At 43.8% G+C, this 19,114-nt stretch carries 17 protein-coding genes; 4 read left to right on the top strand and 13 right to left on the bottom strand.

The genetic code is table 11. The features are described from left to right. Positions 1-108: 108 nt before the first annotated feature. From rpoE to C6347_RS01790, 7 genes are all read right to left on the bottom strand, one after another. Positions 109-651: a DNA-directed RNA polymerase subunit delta gene (gene rpoE, locus C6347_RS01820; protein ID WP_034660308.1), complete on the bottom strand. Its 543-nt coding sequence runs from the start codon at positions 649-651 to the stop codon at positions 109-111. Between the two features lie 237 nt (positions 652-888). Beyond that, positions 889-1,086 carry a hypothetical protein gene (locus C6347_RS01815; protein ID WP_034660309.1) on the bottom strand — a complete coding sequence of 66 codons (198 nt, stop codon included), beginning with the start codon at positions 1,084-1,086 and terminating at the stop codon, positions 889-891. Between the two features lie 145 nt (positions 1,087-1,231). Beyond that, positions 1,232-2,374: an acyl-CoA dehydrogenase gene (locus C6347_RS01810; protein WP_034660310.1), complete on the bottom strand. Its 1,143-nt coding sequence runs from the start codon at positions 2,372-2,374 to the stop codon at positions 1,232-1,234. Positions 2,375-2,390: 16 nt separating this feature from the next. Beyond that, positions 2,391-3,503, bottom strand: a complete 1,113-nt coding sequence (locus C6347_RS01805; protein ID WP_060597496.1) for an acyl-CoA dehydrogenase family protein — start codon at positions 3,501-3,503, stop codon at positions 2,391-2,393. Positions 3,504-3,514: 11 nt separating this feature from the next. Continuing rightward, on the bottom strand, positions 3,515-4,378 hold the full coding sequence (locus C6347_RS01800) for a 3-hydroxybutyryl-CoA dehydrogenase (protein WP_106036441.1): 864 nt from the start codon (positions 4,376-4,378) through the stop codon (positions 3,515-3,517). 19 nt (positions 4,379-4,397) lie between these two features. Then, entirely contained in the window at positions 4,398-5,573 is a 1,176-nt protein-coding gene (locus C6347_RS01795) for an acetyl-CoA C-acetyltransferase (protein ID WP_106071339.1), read from the bottom strand. 102 nt (positions 5,574-5,675) lie between these two features. Further along, the gene (locus C6347_RS01790; protein WP_106071338.1) at positions 5,676-7,790 is read right to left on the bottom strand and encodes a (Fe-S)-binding protein; all 2,115 of its coding nucleotides are present in this window, start codon (positions 7,788-7,790) and stop codon (positions 5,676-5,678) included. A gap of 143 nt (positions 7,791-7,933) precedes the next feature. On the opposite strand from C6347_RS01790, the gene cls (C6347_RS01785) reads away from it, so the two are divergent. The 3 genes from cls (C6347_RS01785) (at position 7,934) to C6347_RS01775 (ending at position 10,433) form a co-directional block, all read left to right on the top strand. Then, positions 7,934-9,130 carry a cardiolipin synthase gene (gene cls / locus C6347_RS01785; protein ID WP_106036438.1) on the top strand — a complete coding sequence of 399 codons (1,197 nt, stop codon included), beginning with the start codon at positions 7,934-7,936 and terminating at the stop codon, positions 9,128-9,130. A gap of 12 nt (positions 9,131-9,142) precedes the next feature. Next, positions 9,143-10,105, top strand: a complete 963-nt coding sequence (gene uvsE / locus C6347_RS01780) for a UV DNA damage repair endonuclease UvsE (RefSeq protein ID WP_106036437.1) — start codon at positions 9,143-9,145, stop codon at positions 10,103-10,105. Between the two features lie 73 nt (positions 10,106-10,178). Beyond that, positions 10,179-10,433, top strand: a complete 255-nt coding sequence (locus C6347_RS01775) for a general stress protein (RefSeq protein WP_095285673.1) — start codon at positions 10,179-10,181, stop codon at positions 10,431-10,433. 29 nt (positions 10,434-10,462) lie between these two features. On the opposite strand, the gene C6347_RS01770 is transcribed toward C6347_RS01775, so the two are convergent. The 3 genes from C6347_RS01770 to cls (C6347_RS01760) form a co-directional block, all read right to left on the bottom strand. Continuing rightward, complete coding sequence (locus tag C6347_RS01770) at positions 10,463-11,461, bottom strand: S66 family peptidase (RefSeq protein WP_066031605.1); 999 nt, start codon at positions 11,459-11,461, stop codon at positions 10,463-10,465. Between the two features lie 276 nt (positions 11,462-11,737). Then, on the bottom strand, positions 11,738-13,453 hold the full coding sequence (locus tag C6347_RS01765) for an ABC transporter ATP-binding protein (RefSeq protein ID WP_034660728.1): 1,716 nt from the start codon (positions 13,451-13,453) through the stop codon (positions 11,738-11,740). A gap of 105 nt (positions 13,454-13,558) precedes the next feature. Beyond that, positions 13,559-15,061 carry a cardiolipin synthase gene (gene cls / locus C6347_RS01760; protein ID WP_223249923.1) on the bottom strand — a complete coding sequence of 501 codons (1,503 nt, stop codon included), beginning with the start codon at positions 15,059-15,061 and terminating at the stop codon, positions 13,559-13,561. A gap of 157 nt (positions 15,062-15,218) precedes the next feature. Between cls (C6347_RS01760) and C6347_RS01755 the strand changes: the two genes are divergently transcribed. Then, positions 15,219-16,190, top strand: coding sequence for a S66 family peptidase (locus C6347_RS01755; RefSeq protein ID WP_106071337.1), 972 nt, complete (start codon positions 15,219-15,221; stop codon positions 16,188-16,190). Between the two features lie 293 nt (positions 16,191-16,483). On the opposite strand, the gene argS is transcribed toward C6347_RS01755, so the two are convergent. From argS to C6347_RS01740, 3 genes are all read right to left on the bottom strand, one after another. Next, positions 16,484-18,157 (bottom strand): arginine--tRNA ligase, encoded by a 1,674-nt coding sequence (argS, locus tag C6347_RS01750; protein WP_060597505.1) that lies wholly within the window; start codon positions 18,155-18,157, stop codon positions 16,484-16,486. Then, positions 18,154-18,576: a YwiB family protein gene (locus tag C6347_RS01745; RefSeq protein WP_003215400.1), complete on the bottom strand. Its 423-nt coding sequence runs from the start codon at positions 18,574-18,576 to the stop codon at positions 18,154-18,156. The genes argS and C6347_RS01745 overlap by 4 nt, the downstream gene beginning before the upstream one ends. Before the next feature lie 135 nt (positions 18,577-18,711). Beyond that, the gene (locus C6347_RS01740; protein ID WP_060597506.1) at positions 18,712-19,059 is read right to left on the bottom strand and encodes a hypothetical protein; all 348 of its coding nucleotides are present in this window, start codon (positions 19,057-19,059) and stop codon (positions 18,712-18,714) included. Positions 19,060-19,114: the final 55 nt, after the last annotated feature.

The raw sequence follows: 19,114 nt of genomic DNA, 5'->3' as shown, positions 1-19,114 counted from the left end.
GAACGTATCTTTACGTACTCTTTTTAGAGAGCCCAAAATACATACTACATAGTTCGCTCTCGAAAGTCAAGACGGTTTTGTCCTGTTTTGAGGACCGGTTTGTGAGGGTTATTTTTCTTCTTTATTATCGTCTAAATCGTCTTCGTCAATTTCTGTTAAGCCGTCATCATCTTCGTCGTCATCGTCTTCGTCGAAGTCTTCTATATCTTCGTCAATTTCCTCATCATCGTCTAGGTCGAGATCATCGTCGTCTTCAACAAGATCAAGATCTTCTTCAAGCTCTTCGATTTCTTCTTCCTCTTCAATTTCATCGAAGTCTTCTTCAACGACAGCTGCTTTTGTTTTTTTCTTTTTCGCTTTTGTTTTCACAGCTGGCTGAACTTCTTCTTCGATTTGATCAACTGGATACCAGCTGCGAAGTCCCCATCTCTGATCACCTAACGAAATAAAGCGGCCATCTATATTTAAGTCTGTATAAAATTGAGCAAGTCGATCATCAAGATCAGATTTTTGTATCCCTTGTAAACGGACCATTTCATCTATTAACTCGGAAAACGTAATCGGTGTTTTGCTGTCTCTGAAAATTTCATATGCAAGTTCAACTAAAGACATGTGCTTGAGCTGCTCCTGTGAGTATTCTTTCAAACTCAAGGTCAGACACTCCCTTTCTATTACATGTATGTATCCATTTATCAGTGAAATAATAAGTGTTTATACCTTATTTTTACGACAAACCATACCTCTCATTATAAACAAATTAGAGGAGTTTATGCCACCTTTAATCATGTTAATTTTTGATTTTTTCTCATGGGGCGCACCATCTGCGTGAAATTGGTCTGGCTTTTGTGTACGGTATGCTTTTTGTCTTTTAGTTTGTTCATCTCTATTTTAAAACTGGATTCTCTGAATGAATAAGATAACGATAGCAATCGTACATACCATTCCCGCAGGCATGAGGACAAATAGTTTTCTGCGGCTGTTTTCTTTTTCTTCCTTCTTTTTTGGAGACTTTGAAAGCTCTGTGGAGACCATAATCCATATGATCATCGTGACTAATCCTAAAATACCCATAAATGTTGTGTTCATCATGATAACCTCCATATTGATACTTTTGCACATTTTATCATATTGATAAGGTGGCATGGGACAATATTGGAAATGATTTCACATTTAAGAACTGATTATCGCACCAAAACAGACCACCTCACGTCAGGTGGTCTTTGCTTGGTTTCTACATATCTAGCAGTTTGCGCGAGATGACTAGGCGCTGGATTTCTTGTGTGCCTTCATAAATTTGAGTGATTTTCGCATCTCGCATGTATCGTTCGACTGGGTAATCCTTTGTATAACCGTAGCCGCCGAAGATTTGAACGGCTTCTGTTGTTACTTTCATGGCTGTATCTCCAGCAAAGAGCTTTGACATAGCTGATTCCTTTCCATACGGAAACCCTTTCGTTTCAAGCCATGCTGCCTGATAAGTAAGCAGCCTGGAGGCTTCAATTGCAGTTGCCATATCTGCCAGCTTAAAAGCGATCCCTTGCTGCTGTATGATTGGTTTGCCAAATTGCTTGCGCTCCTTCGCATAATGGACCGCCGCATCAAGAGCGCCTTGTGCAATCCCAACAGCCTGAGCAGCAATACCGTTTCTACCGCCATCGAGCGTCATCATGGCTATTTTGAATCCTTCTCCTTCTTGTCCGAGCCGGTTCCTTTCATGAATCCGGCAATCTTCAAATCGAATTTCAGTCGTTGGCGATGAGCGGATGCCCAGTTTGCTTTCCTTTTTGCCAACCGAGAACCCGGGGGTCTCTTTTTCTACAATAAAGGCGGTTGTATTTCGAGATGCAGCTTCTTGGTCTGTCACGGCAAACACAATATAATAATCCGCAATGCCGCCATTTGTAATAAAGATTTTCGCACCGTTCAGGACGTATTCACTGCCTGCCTTTACTGCCGTTGTCTTCATTCCACCGGCATCTGAACCTGAACCGCTCTCAGTGAGTGCATATGCCCCTACCTTCTGTCCTTCTGCAAGCGGCTTTAAATAGGTCTCCTTTTGTTCATCTGTTCCGAAAGTATAGATGGGCCACGAGGCGAGAGAGGTGTGAGCGGAGAGGGTGACGCCTGTAGAGGCGCACACTCTTGAAAGCTCCTCAACTGCGATGACGTAGGCTAAATAGTCACTGCCGATCCCCCCTACCTCTTCCGGCCAAGGGATACCCGTTAAACCGAGCTCCGCCATTTGGCGAAAAATAGCTGGATCATACGTTTCTGTCTCGTCCCGCTCTGCTGCTGTTGGCTCTACTTCATTTTTCGCAAAATCTCTCACCATTTTTCGGATCATTTCATGTTCATCACTTAATTGAAACTGCATCATGAGCCACCTCGTTTCATATTAGCTGTTTACAAATGACCAGCCTTTGAATTTCACTTGTTCCTTCGTAGATTTCACAAACTTTCGCATCACGAAAGTAACGTTCTGTTTGATAGCGATTCGTATAACCATCCATGCCGAGCAAATGGATCACTTCTGTACTGATCTCAACTGCCGTTTTTGACGCAAATAGCTTTGCCATTGATGCTTCCTTTGTGACCGGACGATTCGCCTCTTTATAAGAAGCCGCTTGATAGACCAGCAGCTTGGCTGCTTCAAGCTTCGCCGCCAAATCACCCAGCCGAATGGTCGTTTCTAGACCTGCTGGGTGCTGCTTTAAATACGTCACTGCCTCCGCTAATGCGGCTTCTGCTATACCAAGGCTTTGAGCCGAGATACCGATTCTCCCCGCATTTAAACTAGACATGGCTATGTGAAAGCCCTCTCCTTCTGCACCGAGCAGCTGCTGCTTTGGAATCCGCACACCATCAAAATGAAGCGTGACAGTTTTTGACCCGTGCAGTCCCATCTTTTTCTCATCTTTTCCGATCGTAAATCCTTGTGTATCTTTTTCGACAATGAACGCCGATATATTTTTTTTCGCAGAGGCAGGGTCTGTCACTGCAAAGACAAGATACAGTTCTGCTTCCCCGCCGCTTGTAATAAACATTTTCGTACCATTTAACACATAGTGGTCGCCTGCCCGCTCCGCTCTTAACTGAATACTGGAGGCATCTGAGCCAGCCTTGGGTTCAGTCAGGCAAAATGCCCCCAGTTTCTGCCCGGATGCAAGCAGCGGAACATAGGATTTTTTTTGCTCATTCGTTCCAAAAGCCAAAATAGGCATCGTCACAACAGATGTATGAACGGACACAATGACACCGATAGTCGCACTCACTTTGGATAATTCATGAATCGCAATGATATAAGTTGTAAAATCTGCTCCTAAGCCTTGATACGAAGCTGGTATTGGAATTCCTAGAAAGCCTTGGCGTCCCATTTCAGCTAAAAGTGTTCTTGGGAACTGACCTTGTTCCATGGCTTCCACTTCAGGGAATACACGCTGTCTTGCAAATTCTGCTGCCTGTTCTCTCCAGAGACGCTGTTGATCCGTAAGCAAAACATCCATCTTGACTCCCCCTATGAGTGGTCGTGGTATGTGTAAAAACCTCTCATTGTCTTTTTACCCAGCCAGCCTGCATTTACGTATTTTTTCAAAAGAGGACAAGGTCGGTATTTGCTATCCCCAAGTCCTTCATGAAGGGTATTCATAATAAATAAACATGTATCTAGTCCGATGAAATCAGCGAGACGAAGCGGCCCCATTGGGTGATTCATTCCAAGCGTCATGACCCCGTCAATGCTTTCTGCATCTGCCACGCCTTCATAAAGGGTGTAAATGGCTTCATTGATCATTGGCATCAATATGCGATTTGATACAAACCCTGGGAAGTCTTCCACTTCAATTGGGGTTTTGTTTAATGTCTTTGCTGTTTCATAAACGATTTGATACGTGTCGTCACTTGTTTGCAGCGCTCGAATGACCTCAACCAGTTTCATGACAGGCACCGGGTTCATAAAATGCATGCCAATCACTTGCTCCGGTCTCCCCGTAACAGCTGCTAATTCTGTGATTGACAAGGAAGATGTGTTTGTTGCAAATATCGTCTTCGCCTCTGCAAATTGATCAAGTGTTTCAAAGATTTGTTTTTTCACACTCATTTGTTCAGATGCAGCTTCAATCACTAAATGAGTCTGCTGCACGTCCTTTAAATCTGTGGAAACGGCAAGCCGCTGCGTAATATCTCGGACTGCCTGATGGGCCAGCTTTCCTTTTTCTGCTCGTTTCGTCAGTTGTTTGGTCATGGAGGAAATGGCTCGATGAATCTGCTTTTCAGATGCATCATGCAGCAGGACTGTGTAGCCTGACTGAGCAAAAACTTGGGCAATGCCTGATCCCATTTGACCTGCTCCAACGACCATGACGGTCTCTTCTGTACTCATGACGATGAACGCCTCCCTTTTAATCTACCTTTATCATGATGGCATCTCCTTGACCGCCTCCACTGCAAATCGCCGCGATGCCAATGCCTCCGCCTCTTTGTCTCAATGCATGAATCAAGGTCAATATGATACGTGTTCCGCTTGCACCAATGGGATGACCAAGCGCTACTGCACCACCATTGATATTCATTTTCCGCCGGTCCAGCCCGGTTATTTTTTCACATGCCAGCGCCACAGCTGAGAAGGCTTCATTGATTTCAAAGAGATCGATATCCTCTAGACGCTTGCCTGTTTTCTGTAAAATCTTCTCGATGGCAAAGGCTGGTGTTTTCGGAAAATCCTTTGCCTCTACGGCTACCTGCGTATGCCCAAGCACGACTGCCATTGGCTTTACGTCATGCTGCTCCGCATATGTGTCTTTCATTAAAAGAAGCGCACTTGCTCCATCATTGACACCTGGTGCATTTCCAGCGGTAATGGTACCCGTTTGATCAAAAACAGGCATGAGCTTTGACAGCCGTTCATATGACGTATCACGCCGCGGGGATTCATCTTCTGTGATCAGCCGCTCTCCCGTTTTCGTCTTGACGGTGACTGGGGTGATTTCCTGTTGAAAAAAGCCGTTTTTCTGCGCTTCGATGGCCCGTTCATGACTTCTTAGTGCCCAAAGGTCTTGCTCTTCCCGCGTGATACCAAGCTCCTTTGCAGCCATGCTCCCATACTCACCCATATGAACGCCTGTGAACGAACAGGTTAATCCATCTAAAATCATCGCATCTTGTACCGCACCATCTCCCATTTTGTAGCCCCATCGCGCTTTTTTTAGCAAATAAGGGGCGTGTGACATGGATTCCATACCGCCCGCTACGATGACCTCAGCATCTCCAGCTCGAATGATTTGATCTGCTGTGCTCACACTGCGCATTCCTGATGCACAGACTTTATTGATAGTTTGCGTCGGAACGGACCACGGAAGGTCAGCATATCTTGCTGCTTGCCTTGAAGGAATCTGACCTTGTCCTCCCTGCAAAACACTTCCCATGATGACCTCATCCACATGATGCGAACTCGGCATTCTTTCCAGCGCAGCTTTGATCGCTATTCCGCCTAGTTCTGCGGCAGTCAACCCACTGAAAGCACCGCCTAGTTTTCCAAATGGTGTTCTTGCTCCAGATACAATGACCGTCGTTCTCATGTATGTCCCCTCCCATTTGTTACCGCTTACATATTATCTAGGCAGCTGATGTACAGCGCCATGTATAAGCCGATGAATATCCTATTCATCGGCCTGTTTTGTTTACGAAACCTGCTTTCCAGCCTCACCAAACACTGATTTTTCAAGAAGTTCTGCGACATCAAATGTGCCTACCTGCTCCTCTACTTCCTTCGCCTTCGTGCCATCTCCCAGCATGGTGAGGCAATAAGGGCATCCTGAGCTGATGATGGACGGCTGCACCTGTAACGCCTGCTCCGTTCGGGCAGTGTTAATCCGGGTACCTGTCTCTTCTTCCATCCACATTAAGCCCCCGCCTGCACCGCAGCACATACCGGTTTCACGATGACGCTCCATTTCTCTCAGCGTCACACCAGGGATGGCTTTTAAAATGTCTCTCGGCGGATCATACACTTCGTTATATCTGCCTAGGTAGCAAGAGTCGTGGAAGGTAATCACTTCGTTCACTTCATGTACAGGCGTTATTTTCCCTTCTTTCACTAGCTCTGCCAGTAATTCTGTATGATGGTACACTTCTGCCTCAAGTCCGAAGTCTGGATACTCATTTTTAAATAAATTGTAGGCGTGCGGATCAATTGTCACAATCTTTGTGACCCCGTTTTTCTGGAATTCTTCAATATTTTTTGCAGCAAGCTCTTGGAATAAAAATTCGTTTCCAAGTCTTCTTGGTGTATCGCCTGAGTTTTTCTCTTTATTGCCTAGGATGGCAAAGGAGACCCCTGCTTCGTTGAGGAGCTTTGCAAAGGCAAGCGCAATTTTTTGGCTTCGATTGTCATATGCCCCCATTGAACCAACCCAGAATAAATAATCGAAGGTTTGATCTGCTTTTTTCAGCTCTTTTACTGTCGGCACATGCACATCTTCTCTCAGTTCACGCCAATTTTCTCTTTCTTTCCGGTTCAATCCCCACGGGTTCCCTTGGCGCTCAATGCTTGTCATGGCACGCTGTGCATCTGCATCCATTTTCCCTTCGGTCAGCACAAGATATCTGCGCATATCAATAATCTTGTCGACGTGTTCATTCATGACAGGGCATTGGTCTTCACAGTTTCGGCACGTCGTACATGCCCAAATTTCTTCTTCTGTAATGACCTCACCAATGAGAGAAGGATGATACATTGAGCTGGCCGCCGATTCCTCTGCACCTGCTCCTCTCGCCTGCAGCGCCAGCTGATTTCCTGTTGTCTGCCTGAAGGCAAGCTGCGGGACCCATGGTGTCTTCGATGTAATGGCGGCCCCTTTATTTGTTAAATGATCTCTTAACCTTAAAATCAAATCCATTGGAGACAGCATCTTCCCTGTTCCTGTTGCTGGGCACATATTTGTGCAGCGCCCGCATTCCACACAGGCGTAAAGGTCGATCAGCTGTGACTGACGGAAGTCTTCAATTTTTCCCACACCGAAGGTCTCTTGTGTCTCATCTTCAAAATCAATTTTTTGCAGCTTGTTGCCTGGCGGGTCTAATCTGCTGGCAAATACATTCACCGGTCCTGCAATGAGGTGAGCGTGCTTTGACTGCGGGACATATACTAAGAATGTCAGCAAAATAAGGAGATGCACCCACCATGCGACATAAAAAACGACCGTTGCTGCAAGAGGTGAAATTCCGCCCAGCAAGAAAGCAATACTGGAGGCGATTGGCTCAGTTGATGATAGAGAGTGTCCATGCCAAATGATGTTCATCCCGTTCCCCAGTAAGACTGTCAGCATCAAGCCGCCAATAAATAAAAGCACTAGACCTGATTTAAAGCCTCGTTTTAAACGGACAAGCTTCTCCACATACCTTCTATGGAATGCCCAAACAACGGCTACTAAAATGAGAAGTGTGACCACCTCTTGGAAAAAGGTAAAGAAGCCGTAAAGCGGACCTAAAGGGAGTCCGCTGCCCGGAACGAGTCCCTTCATAATAAAATCAAGGGCTCCGAACTGTACAAGGATAAATCCGTAGAAAAACAGCACATGAATGATGCCGCTCTTCTTGTCCTTTAACAGCTTCTTTTGCCCAAACACATTGACCCAAACACGCTCTAAGCGTTTCTTCATGTCTTGTTGAAATTCTTCTTTTTTACCAAGACGAATATACGCCGCTCGTGTTCGAATGAGATAAATAAACAAATACACAGCGTAAGCGGTCACCGCCGCAAATGCGATCAAGTTCATTATTAAAAGGCTATTCATCTTGCTCCCCCTTTCATTCCCCAAAAACCACTTTGTTCCGTTTCTATGTTGTACCTCTATCATAAATAATGAATGAGCATTCAGTCAATATTTTTTACACGTTTGGGTACACTATTGAAATATGCAAAAAAGGAGGAAGCTTCATGATCGCATTGATCATCCTACTCGTACTCATTGCCATCGTTTTTCTCGTGATGGTAGACCTTTATATGGGAAAGAAATATTTTTCTACCCGCGCTTTTGAACGGTCTTTTGACAAAACAAGCGGTGATGCAGCTTTTTATCATGATGGCGAACCATTTTTTGATCAGCTGCTCGCGGATATTCAACAGGCCTCTTCTTCTATTCATATGATGTTCTTTATTGTAAAGAACGACAAGATTGGCCAAGGGGTCTTACAAGCACTGAAAGCCAAAGCGGAACAAGGGGTTTCAGTCTTTTTGCTGACCGATCGACTAGGGTCCTATCCGTTTGATCAAAAGTCCATTGATATGCTAGAAAAAAGCGGCATCCAATTTTACTTTTTAAATAAGCCTCGTTTCCCTTTTTTGATTTATCGGTTAAACATGAGAAATCATCGTAAAATTACGGTGATTGATGGAAAGATTGGCTATATTGGCGGGTTTAATATTGGCGATGAATATGTTGGAAAAAATGGCCAGTTTGGCATTTGGAAAGATTATCATTTGCGCATGACAGGGCAAGTTGTCGCAGATCTCCAGCATGTGTTTTTGAATGATTTATACCGGTCATCTGGCATTCATCAGCTGCAATATGAGGTTTTTCCTGCTTTGGAACTGGGAACACTACAATGCACAACACGCGCGACTGCTGGTTTTTCTTTAGAAGCTTTGTTTCTCAAAGATATTCAGCAGGCGAGAAAGCAGATCATCATCTGTACGCCTTACTTTATTCCATCTGCCCCTCTTCTGAGTGCACTGCTTGATGCACGAGAGCGAGGTGTCACGGTTGAAATCATCATCCCAATGAAAGCGGATCATCCACTTGTCAAAGAGGCTGGATTTCATTATTTGAAAGACCTCATTGCCTCTGGCTGCCTTGTGTATCGTTTTTATAAAGGATTTTATCATGCGAAAGCCATTCTAATTGACCAGAGACGCTGTATGATTAGCACGGCAAATTTTGATAAACGCAGCTTGTTTCTAAATGAGGAAGTAGACGTCGCCATTGATGATGCCGACTTTACTGCACACGTAGAGGAAAAAATTCGGGAGCACATGGAAGTGTCTGAGCTTATGACAGAGGAGAAATTGACCCAGCGTCCGCTTTTGTCACGTCCGCTGGAATGGGTTGGCGCCATGTTCTCGTACTTTTTATAAAGGAGATGACCTATGCGTTATCGATTTGGTTATGTATCCAATGCCGTCACCTTGTGGGAAGCTTCTCCTGCCAAGTCGCTGACCTTTGCAAGATACAGTAAGCTCTCAAAGGAAGAGAGAGAAGAGGCTTTATTGCGAACAACGAAAGCCAATCTCGTGAATACATTAAGAACGCTCTATTTCGCCATTGCCCATGATATCCCGCTTTACCGTTTTTCAAGTTCGATCGTCCCGCTCGCGACCCATCCCGATGTGCGCTGGGACTTTGTGACACCTTTTCAAAAGGAGTTTCATGAAATTGGCGAGTTGGTGAAACGGCACGGATTACGTGTGAGCTTTCACCCTAATCAATTTACCTTGTTTACTAGCCCAAAGCCTTCAATCACAGAAAATGCCGTGATCGATATGACGTACCATTATCAAATGCTTGAAGCGATGAAGCTCGAAAAGGAAGGCTATATGAACATTCATGTGGGCGGTGCGTACGGTGATAAAGAATCGGCGCTTCAACGTTTTGATGACAATATCCAAAAGCTTCCGGCGCATATCAAGGCGAGAATGACGCTTGAGAATGATGACAAAACCTATACGTCGTTAGAAACCCTTGGTGTATGTGAAAAGCAAGGTATTCCATTTGTTTTTGATTACCATCATCACGTGGCCAATAAAGATGACGATGCCGCGCTTGAAGACATTCTGCCAAGAATGTTCGACACTTGGACGAGCACTGGCATTCCGCCTAAAATCCATTTATCCTCACCTAAATCAGAAAAAGCCATACGCAGTCATGCAGATGGTGTAGATATGTCCTTTGTCTTACCGCTTTTTCATGCATTAAAACCGTATGGGCGTGATGTAGATTTTATGATTGAGGCGAAGTTAAAGGATCAGGCACTGCTCCGACTTGTCGAAGAGCTGTCTGCGATAAGAGGCAATAAGCGAACGGGCGGAGGAACCTTTGAGTGGAAATCATAGAGAAAGGTTTATCCCTGTGCAAACAGGGGTAACAAAGCTATTGTGAGAAAGTAATTAACAGGAGGATATGAAGATGTCTCAAATCTATTCAATCCAAATCGCTGCGAAAGCATTGAATTTACATAAGCTTATTTCTCTTTATCAAAAATGCCACCAGGCTCAACATCGTCTATATGTGTATTCTAAAAAAACAATGTGCAACATCAAGAACATCGTAGAGCTTGAAACCTTCAGGCTCACTCATTTAGAGTCTGATTACTTAATTGTCGTAGAGGGAAAAAAAGCGCAAGATCTCTTGCAGCCATTTGAAAAAGAGCAGGTTTCATAAAAAAGAGCAGCCCTCAGGCCGCTCTTTTGTTATATCCACTCTTTTGTCAACCAAACTTGTTTTGAAGCTGCATCCATTTTCACTTGTGCCCCGATTGGCATCGTAAGCATCGGGTGTGTATGGGCACAGTCAAAATCTGCGATGAGTGGTCTCTTTGTCTCTCCAAGCACCTCAAGTAAAATCTCGTAAGGTTCTTTTCCCGTTCCCTCATCATCAAACAGCTCATGTTTTCCCAAAAGAATACCTGATACCCGCTCAAACACTCCATTTACTTTCAATAAAGAGAAGTTTTTTTCTACAACCGAAGCGGTTTTCATGCAATCTTCAATAAGGAGGACGTCTCCGTTTTGAATGGCTGGCATGAACTCACTTCCCCATATGCCGTACATGGCATTCAGATTCCCGCCGATCAATCTACCTTCTGCCTGTCCCTCTATGACGCACAGCCAATCGTTTGGACGCTGCTTTTTATCACGCGTCTTTTCTTCCCAATTGATTCGTTCATCCGTCCAAAAAGGTGGTTTTTTGACCTGATAAGGAATGGTTTGAGGCTGCATCAGGATGTCTTCGAACGACTGATATGTATAAGCGACGAACGGTTCAAACTCTCCAAAAGATGGGACAAGCGCCGGTCCGTAGAATACAGGCAGTCCCGTTTTTTCGTAGGCGGCTAAAAGAATCGCTGTCGCATCTGAATAACCGATCATGATTTTCGGATGTTGATTCAGCAGCTCAAAATCAAGATAAGGCAGCAAACTATTTGAATTTGTCCCGCCAATCATTGACATAACGCACGCCAAGTCCTCTCTAGCCATTAGCTCATTCAGCTCATCGGCTCGTTCTTGAATTGTACCTGAACGGTAGTGATCCTCTTTCCCTGTTAATGATCCTGGTACCACAATGAATCCTTTTTGCTCAAGCCACTTCTTCGCCCGCTGATACCTAAGAGGCGAGGTCGCTGATGCAGGACTTGAAGGTGAAAAAATACCGATCTTATCTCCCTTTTGTAATCGCCGAAGCCCCTTCATTCCATCAGATCCTTCCTACACGAGTTTTTTCTATCCTAACAAAAAAAGCCCCTTATCAAAAGGGCTTTCAGATTTTTGACAAAGGGCTATAATGATCTTTATTTTAGTCCTTTATCTTTTTTCAGCGTGATAGAAAACCTTTGCAGTCTAGGAAGGACGAGCACTGGAGCGGAGCGAATTGAACATTCGTGAGCACCAGAGCGCAGGACTGACAACGAATGCGAGGGTTTATCTACACGCTGAAAGCCCTTTATCAAAAGGGCTTTCTCTTTCTTCTTAATGACCAAACTGCGCTTCGTGCAGTCTGCTGTATACGCCGCCCATTTGGATTAAGTCTTGGTGGCGGCCTTGTTCTTGAATGCCTTCCTCTGTCACGACGATGATACGGTCGGCGTGTTTAATTGTCGCAAGGCGGTGGGCAATGACGAGCGTTGTCCGTCCGACAGCTAGTTCGCTCAGTGCATCCTGTATGGCTTTTTCTGTTTCTGTATCAAGTGCTGATGTGGCTTCATCTAGAATGAGAATGGACGGGTTTTTCAGGAACATCCGCGCAATCGACAGACGCTGCTTTTGACCACCTGACAGTTTGACGCCGCGCTCACCTATCACGGTATTTAACCCTTCTGGGAAACGCTGAACGAGTTCCTCTAAATGCGCACTTCTTACAGCCTCCCAAATCTCTGCATCACTGGCTTCTAGGTTGCCGTACGCAATGTTTTCACGAATGGTGCCCGAGAATAAAAAGACATCCTGCTGCACAATACCGATCTGCTGCCTTAAAGAAGACAATGTCATAGACTTTGTGCTTACACCATCAATCGTGATCTCCCCTTCATCCACATCATAAAAACGAGGCAGCAGACTGCAAATGGTCGATTTCCCCGCTCCTGAAGGCCCGACAAACGCAACCGTTTCTCCTTGTTTGATCTTTAAATCGATATCCTTTAGCACATGGCTGTGTTCATCGTAGCCAAATGTCACGTTTCGATATTCAATTTCACCTTTCAGTCCGTATACATCACGTGCTCCCTCTGTATCCTTCACATCCGGCTCTGTTTCTAGTAAATCGACATAGCTTTTAAAGCCCGCAATGCCTTTTGGATACATTTCAATGACCGTGTTGATTTTATCAATCGGTCTAAATAAAACATTTGTGATCAGAACAAACGCGATAAAGCCACCTGCCGTTAATTGACCTTGCAGGACAAACCATGTACCTGCGAGAAGGACAAACAGTGTCACAAGACGTGTGAGAATGTAACTGATCGATCCATTGACCGACATAATTTTATAAGAAAGAAGCTTCGCTTTCCGAAAACGGTTGTTGTTTTCAGCAAAACGCTTTTTCTCGAAATGTTCATTGGCAAAGGCTTGAACAAGTCGAATGCCCCCGATATTGTTTTCAACCCTTGCATGAAAGTCTCCAATGTCATTATTGAGCTGTGTAATCGCCTTCGTCATCTTCTTATTAAAATGAAGGGCGAGCCAAATGATGACAGGCATGATGAGAAAGGTTAAAATGGCCAGCTGCCAGTTAATCATCAGCATGACTGCAAAGGCACCGAGAATCGTCATAATCGCTATAAACAAATCTTCAGGACCATGATGCGCCACTTCTCCAATGTACATGAGGTCGTTTGTCATCCGTGACATGAGCTTACCTGTTTTGTTGTTGTCAAAGAATTTAAAGGATAGGCGCTGGAAGTGATCAAACAGCTTCTTCCTCATATCTGTTTCAATATTAATGCCAAGCATATGCCCCCAATACGACACAATAAATTGCATAACTGAGCTGAGGGCATAAATGACAAACAGTGCAAGTGCCGTCCAGACAATGACTGTCCAGTTCCCTGTTGGCAACAAAGTATCAATGAAGTAGTTCACGATAAGCGGGAATCCCAGTTCCATCAATCCAACGGCAACAGCGCAAAAGAAATCTAAAAAGAACAGACCTCGATAGGGCCTGTAATAGGCGAAAAAGCGTTTTAGCATATGTAAAAGAACCTCATTTCCTCTATAATTGATAACCATTTTCAATTATAGAGGAATCCTCTTCAAAATACTAGATTAGGAAATGATTTCTTCGACTGGAAAGCCTCATAGCACACCAGAAAACAACCGAGCAAATGATTCCTTTAATCGCTCTTTTAAGCCTCTTTTATAAAAATGAACAGGCCCCATTTGCTCACATTCTTTCATATCTTCTTCATAATGGGCCATCAGCTGCTCAATGGGCTTTTTCGCGGCTGTAAAGACATTGACCTCAAAATTGAGCTGAAAGCTTCTCATATCCACATTTGCGGTACCGACAGAGGCAAGTTCTCCATCTGCGATCATCACTTTTTGATGCATGAAGCCCTTTTGATAGTGATACACTTTGATGCCCTCTTTTAGGAGCTCAGAAAAATAGGATCGTGTGGCGTATTGTGTGAGAAAGCCGTCATTGATCTCCGGAACCATCACCCGGACATCCACTCCTCTTGTCGCAGCAATTTTTAATGCTGTACGAAGGGATTCATTTGGGACAAAATAAGGTGTCGCAATCCAGACAAATTGTTTCGCATTTGAGATGAGTGCATCATATAAATCACTCATACTTTCTTTCATATCGGGTCCAGTCGGTACAACCTGAATGACATCCTCTCCCGTCACAGAGTGCGGCGTATGATACTTCGGATCATCAATTAATACTTCATCTGATACATACTCCCAGTCGAGCATAAAAACAGAGTGAAGGGTTTGAACAGCCTCACCCTTTAACATGGTATGCGTATCACGCCAAAAACCGATATTTTCATCACGTCCGACATATTCTTTTCCGACATTTAACCCGCCGACAAACCCTGTCTTCCCATCAATGATCACGATTTTGCGGTGATTTCGGAAATTGAATTTTTGATTAAAAAAACCATATTTTAAAGGCAGAAAAGGAGCGACCTTTACTCCTTCCTGCTTCAAGCGTTTAATATCTTTTCGGGAGAAGCGAATGCTGCCAGCCGCATCATAGATGAAGCGAACCTCTACCCCTTCTTTCGCTTTTTCTATCAGAATCTCCATCATCCGGTGCCCGAGGAAATCTGATTTGAACATGTAGTATTCTATATGGATGAACGATTTTGCCTTTTTTAATTCTTCAAATATACGGGGAAAAGTCTCCTCCCCATTCTTTAAAATGTCCATATCACTATTTGTGTTCACATGCATGCCTGTTGCTTTTTCTGTGTAATGAAAAAAAGTTCGCTGATTTTCGGTTAGACGCGATTCATCCGGCTTGCTCTCAAGCTCAGATATTCTGCGTAACTTTTCACGGTTGTACATTCTCTTTGATTTGAATAAATGACCTTTCACATAGAGCTGTCCTGAGAACAAATAAAACATATAGCCAATGATCGGGAAAAAGATCAGCACATACATCCATAACAACGTGTGCTGTGATGTACGGTTCTCTAGCATGAGTGAGATGATACTAAATAAAATAATGGCGATATAAACTGCCGCGTACAGCTGAATGCTCCACGCTGGCACCGGCCACCAATACACCACATATGCCCCGAATATCATAAAATATAAAAATAAAAATTCCAGTCTCCTCTTTTTCACATTCTCCGCCCTCATTCGTTTCTGTCTTTTTCTCTTCCATACCCTTTGCACAGCTTGTATGAAACGCACGGCCTATGCCTTTCTCCTAGCTTTTACAGACTTGGACCATTTGATCCGATATAATGGAGAAATATGTGATGGAAAGGAAGATTTGTTTATGCATACACCACCTCCTTTAAAAAAAGGTAGTCATCTTCGTGTCATTGCCCCAAGCCGAAGTGCCAGCATTTTATCAGAAGAAGGAATCGCTCAAGCAAAAAAGCGTTTAGAGATGTTAGGCTTCACCGTCTCTTTTGGACAACACGCGTTTGAATGTGATCTTCATTCCTCTTCATCTATTGAACACCGCTTGTCTGATCTCCATGAGGCGTTCACAGATGATGAAGTCGACGGTATTTTGACAGCCATTGGAGGCTTCAATTGCAATGAACTCTTGCCTTATATTGATTACGACTTGATTTGTCAGCACCCTAAAGTCCTTTGCGGCTACAGTGATATTACCGCACTCGCAAGCGCTATTACTGCCAAATGTGATATGGTGACATACTCTGGCCCTCATTTCTCCAGCTTCCAAATGGAGCAGGGACAAGAGGAGCAGACCGCTATGTTTCAAGCCTGCTTGATGAATGACGATGAGTCTTTTGATGTGATCCCTTCGACAAAGTGGAGTGATGATGCTTGGTATCTTGATCAAGCGAACAGGCAATTTCATCCGACAAAATGGGGAATATATCAGGAAGGAACAGCTGAAGGCACCTTGTATGGCGGTAACCTTTGTACACTGAACTTACTGCAAGGGACGTCGTTTATACCTCATATCAAGGATGCCATCTTATTTGTGGAGGATGATGAGTTGGTTTTCCCTGAAATGTTCGCCAGAGACCTCACATCCCTCTTGCAGCATGCAGAATCAATCAAAGGACTGATCATCGGACGCTTTCAGAAGAAATCCGAGATGACAGAGGAACATTTAAGATTCATTCTAGATAAGCACCCAATGCTCAAACACATCCCAGTGATCTACGATGTCGATATCGGACATACGCAGCCGGTCTTCACCTTACCGATTGGCGGAGACGTGAAGCTAGCGTGTAAAGATGGAGCCGTGCAGCTGCGCATTCTATCATAAAACAGAGCCAAAAAAGCACCCAAATAAACGGTGCTTTTTTCTATGCCACGATCTTTTATAAAATTTTTTTAGAAAAAAGTGATCCAACCCTTTTCCCCCTTCGTTAAGTAGATGTAAAAAGAAAAGAGAGGAGGCAACAACATGTTTTCTGATGTACTTAGCCAATTATTTGATTCTATTTCTAACATTATTAATACGCTTGGGTAATGTTCAACACCTGCTGTCCTTAGAAGATAGCGGGTGTTTTCACATCAAAAAGCCCCACTCCTATAGTAGAGCGGGGCTTTTTTGTATTACATCTTTTCCGGTGCCGATACACCAATTAGTTTTAATGCATTAGCAAGCGTAATTTGTGTAGCTTTCATAAGTGAAAGACGTGCTGTTGTTTTTGTTTCGTTTTCTACATCAATAACCTTCTCGGCATTGTAGAAGCTGTGAAGGGCTGATGCAAGGTCATAAATATAGTTCGTCACGCGGTGCGGAATGCGCTTTTCAGCTGCTTCTGCTACAACTTCTGGGAAGCTGCCAATGATTTTGAGAAGATCGTATTCTTTTTCCGATTGAATGTGAGAGAAATCTGCTTTTTCAAGGTTCGGCTCGTAGCCTTTTTCTTCACCTTGACGCAGCATGCTGCAAATTCTCGCATGTGCATATTGTGCGTAGTACACAGGGTTTTCGTTAGACGTAGAGATGGCTAAGTCTAGGTCAAAGTCCATGTGTGTCGCCGCACTTCTCATCGCAAAGAAATAACGAGTGGCATCTAAGCCTACTTCTTCAATCAGGTCACGCATGGTGACGGCTTTTCCTGTACGCTTACTCATCTTCATCTTTTCACCGTTTTTGTATAGGTGAACGAGCTGAATGATTTCTACTTCAAGCTTGCCAGCGGGATATCCAAGAGCTTGAATCGCCGCTTTCATTCGAGGGATATAGCCGTGATGGTCCGCTCCCCAAATGTTAATGAGCTGATCAAAGCCTCTGTCTAATTTGTCTTTATGATATGCGATATCTGGAAGCAAGTAAGTGAAGCTGCCGTCCTTTTTAATAAGCACGCGGTCCTTGTCATCGCCAAAATCAGTTGAACGCAGCCACGTTGCACCGTCTTCTTCAAAGACATAGCCTTTAGCGCGAAGGGTTTCCAGCGCTGGTTCGATTTTTCCGTTTTCATATAAAGAGGTTTCTGAATACCATACATCAAATGGGACACGGAAATTCTCAAGGTCTACACGCAATTTCTCTAATTCGTATTTTAATCCGTATTCACGGAAGAACTTCATCCGCTCTTCTTCTGGCTCATGCACGAAACGGTCACCAAATTCATCCGCCAGCTTTTGCCCGATGCCTTTGATGTCTTCTCCTCTGTAGCCGTCTTCAGGCATCTCTTTTTCAAGACCGAGTGCCTCAAAGTAACGTACTTCTACAGATAAAGCGAGATTATTGATCTGATTCCCTGCATCGTTGATATAGTATTCACGGCTCACATCGAACCCTGCTTTATCAAGGATGTTGCAAAGGGAATCACCTACAGCTGCTCCGCGGGCATGTCCAAGGTGAAGGTCACCTGTTGGGTTGGCTGAGACGAATTCGACTTGCACCTTTTGGCCGCCGCCTGTATTCGTTTCACCATATGCCTCTTTTGCTTCAAGGACAGCTGGGATGAGCTTTGTTAAATACTGATTGTTCATATAAAAGTTAATGAACCCTGGACCTGCGATATCCAGTTTTTCAATAGAAGCTTTCCCTTTATCAAACGCATTGACAATGTCCTCTGCGATTTGGCGAGGTGCTTTTTTCGCAATGCGGGCAAGCTGCATCGCCATGTTGGTGGAGTAATCACCGTGAGTTTTGTCTTTCGGCACTTCTAAAAGGACATCTGGTACCTGGCTTTCATCAGCAAGTCCTGCTTTGACGACTGCCGCAATGATTTCTTCTTTTAACGCATCTTTGACCTGTTCTGCGATATTCATGAACGTAAATCCTCCTTATACGAAATCGATAATGTATGTAAATGCTTTTGATCTTCCCCTGTCAGCATATCGTACGTAATGTGCAGCAGTCCCTTGTCCACATCTAGATCAATGCCATGTGTGTGTACATCAAGCTGTAGTGTACCGAAGGGCATCGTGTAATGTGTGACGGTCGTTTCTCCGATGAGAAAGCGCTGCTTCATTTGAATGGCACCTGATCTCATGACAAAAATTTCTTTTTCACTCATTTTCACAACGGTTTTTACTTGACCCATTTCATGTTCTTCATGGTAAGTGAGATACGTTTTGTCATTCTTCTCTTGATACGTTCCAGTCGTGCGGAATTCGATCGTTTCAGCCGGCTCCGTCTCTGGTTTCATCACTGACTTGACATGAATTGAAATTTGGTTTTGTGTCATTTTGCACTTCCTTTGCTAAGACCCGTTTAACTAAAATAGTATACCATATTCATGATCGCCTATCATACCATCATTTCTCTTCTTCACTGCGATTAAACTTTTTCTAACATAAAAAAAGAGCAGATAAACTGCTCTTTAGAAAAATAGGAAGATAAAACTGACTAACACAACAAGTACTGCCTTTAACCCCAAATCTTTTCTTTTAATTAAATAAAAAAGAGCTTGTATTCCCGAACTCGCCAAAAACACTTGAAAAAAATCAAATGGAACGATTTGTCCCTTTTTAAATACCACCTGCATAAATAACGCAATGGCCGTAAGATAGAAAAAACCTCGATCCTGAAACAAACCAACTAACTCCTCCTTTCCTTCCTTTTTAGAAGCAAAAACTGGTGGATCAGTTGCCAACTCTTTTTTCAGTGTAATAAAACCTGCCGCTAAAACACATAAAGCGAGTAACACCATGAATATAGAAGATAACATTTTATTCCTCCATTTACTTATAATAGAATTTATGTTAAATATTATATATGGAATA

Origin of the sequence: Bacillus sp. NMTD17 (genome assembly GCF_002998735.1) — a bacterium.
Taxonomy (GTDB): domain Bacteria; phylum Bacillota; class Bacilli; order Bacillales; family Bacillaceae; genus Bacillus.
This window is presented reverse-complemented; position numbering and strand designations above follow the sequence as displayed.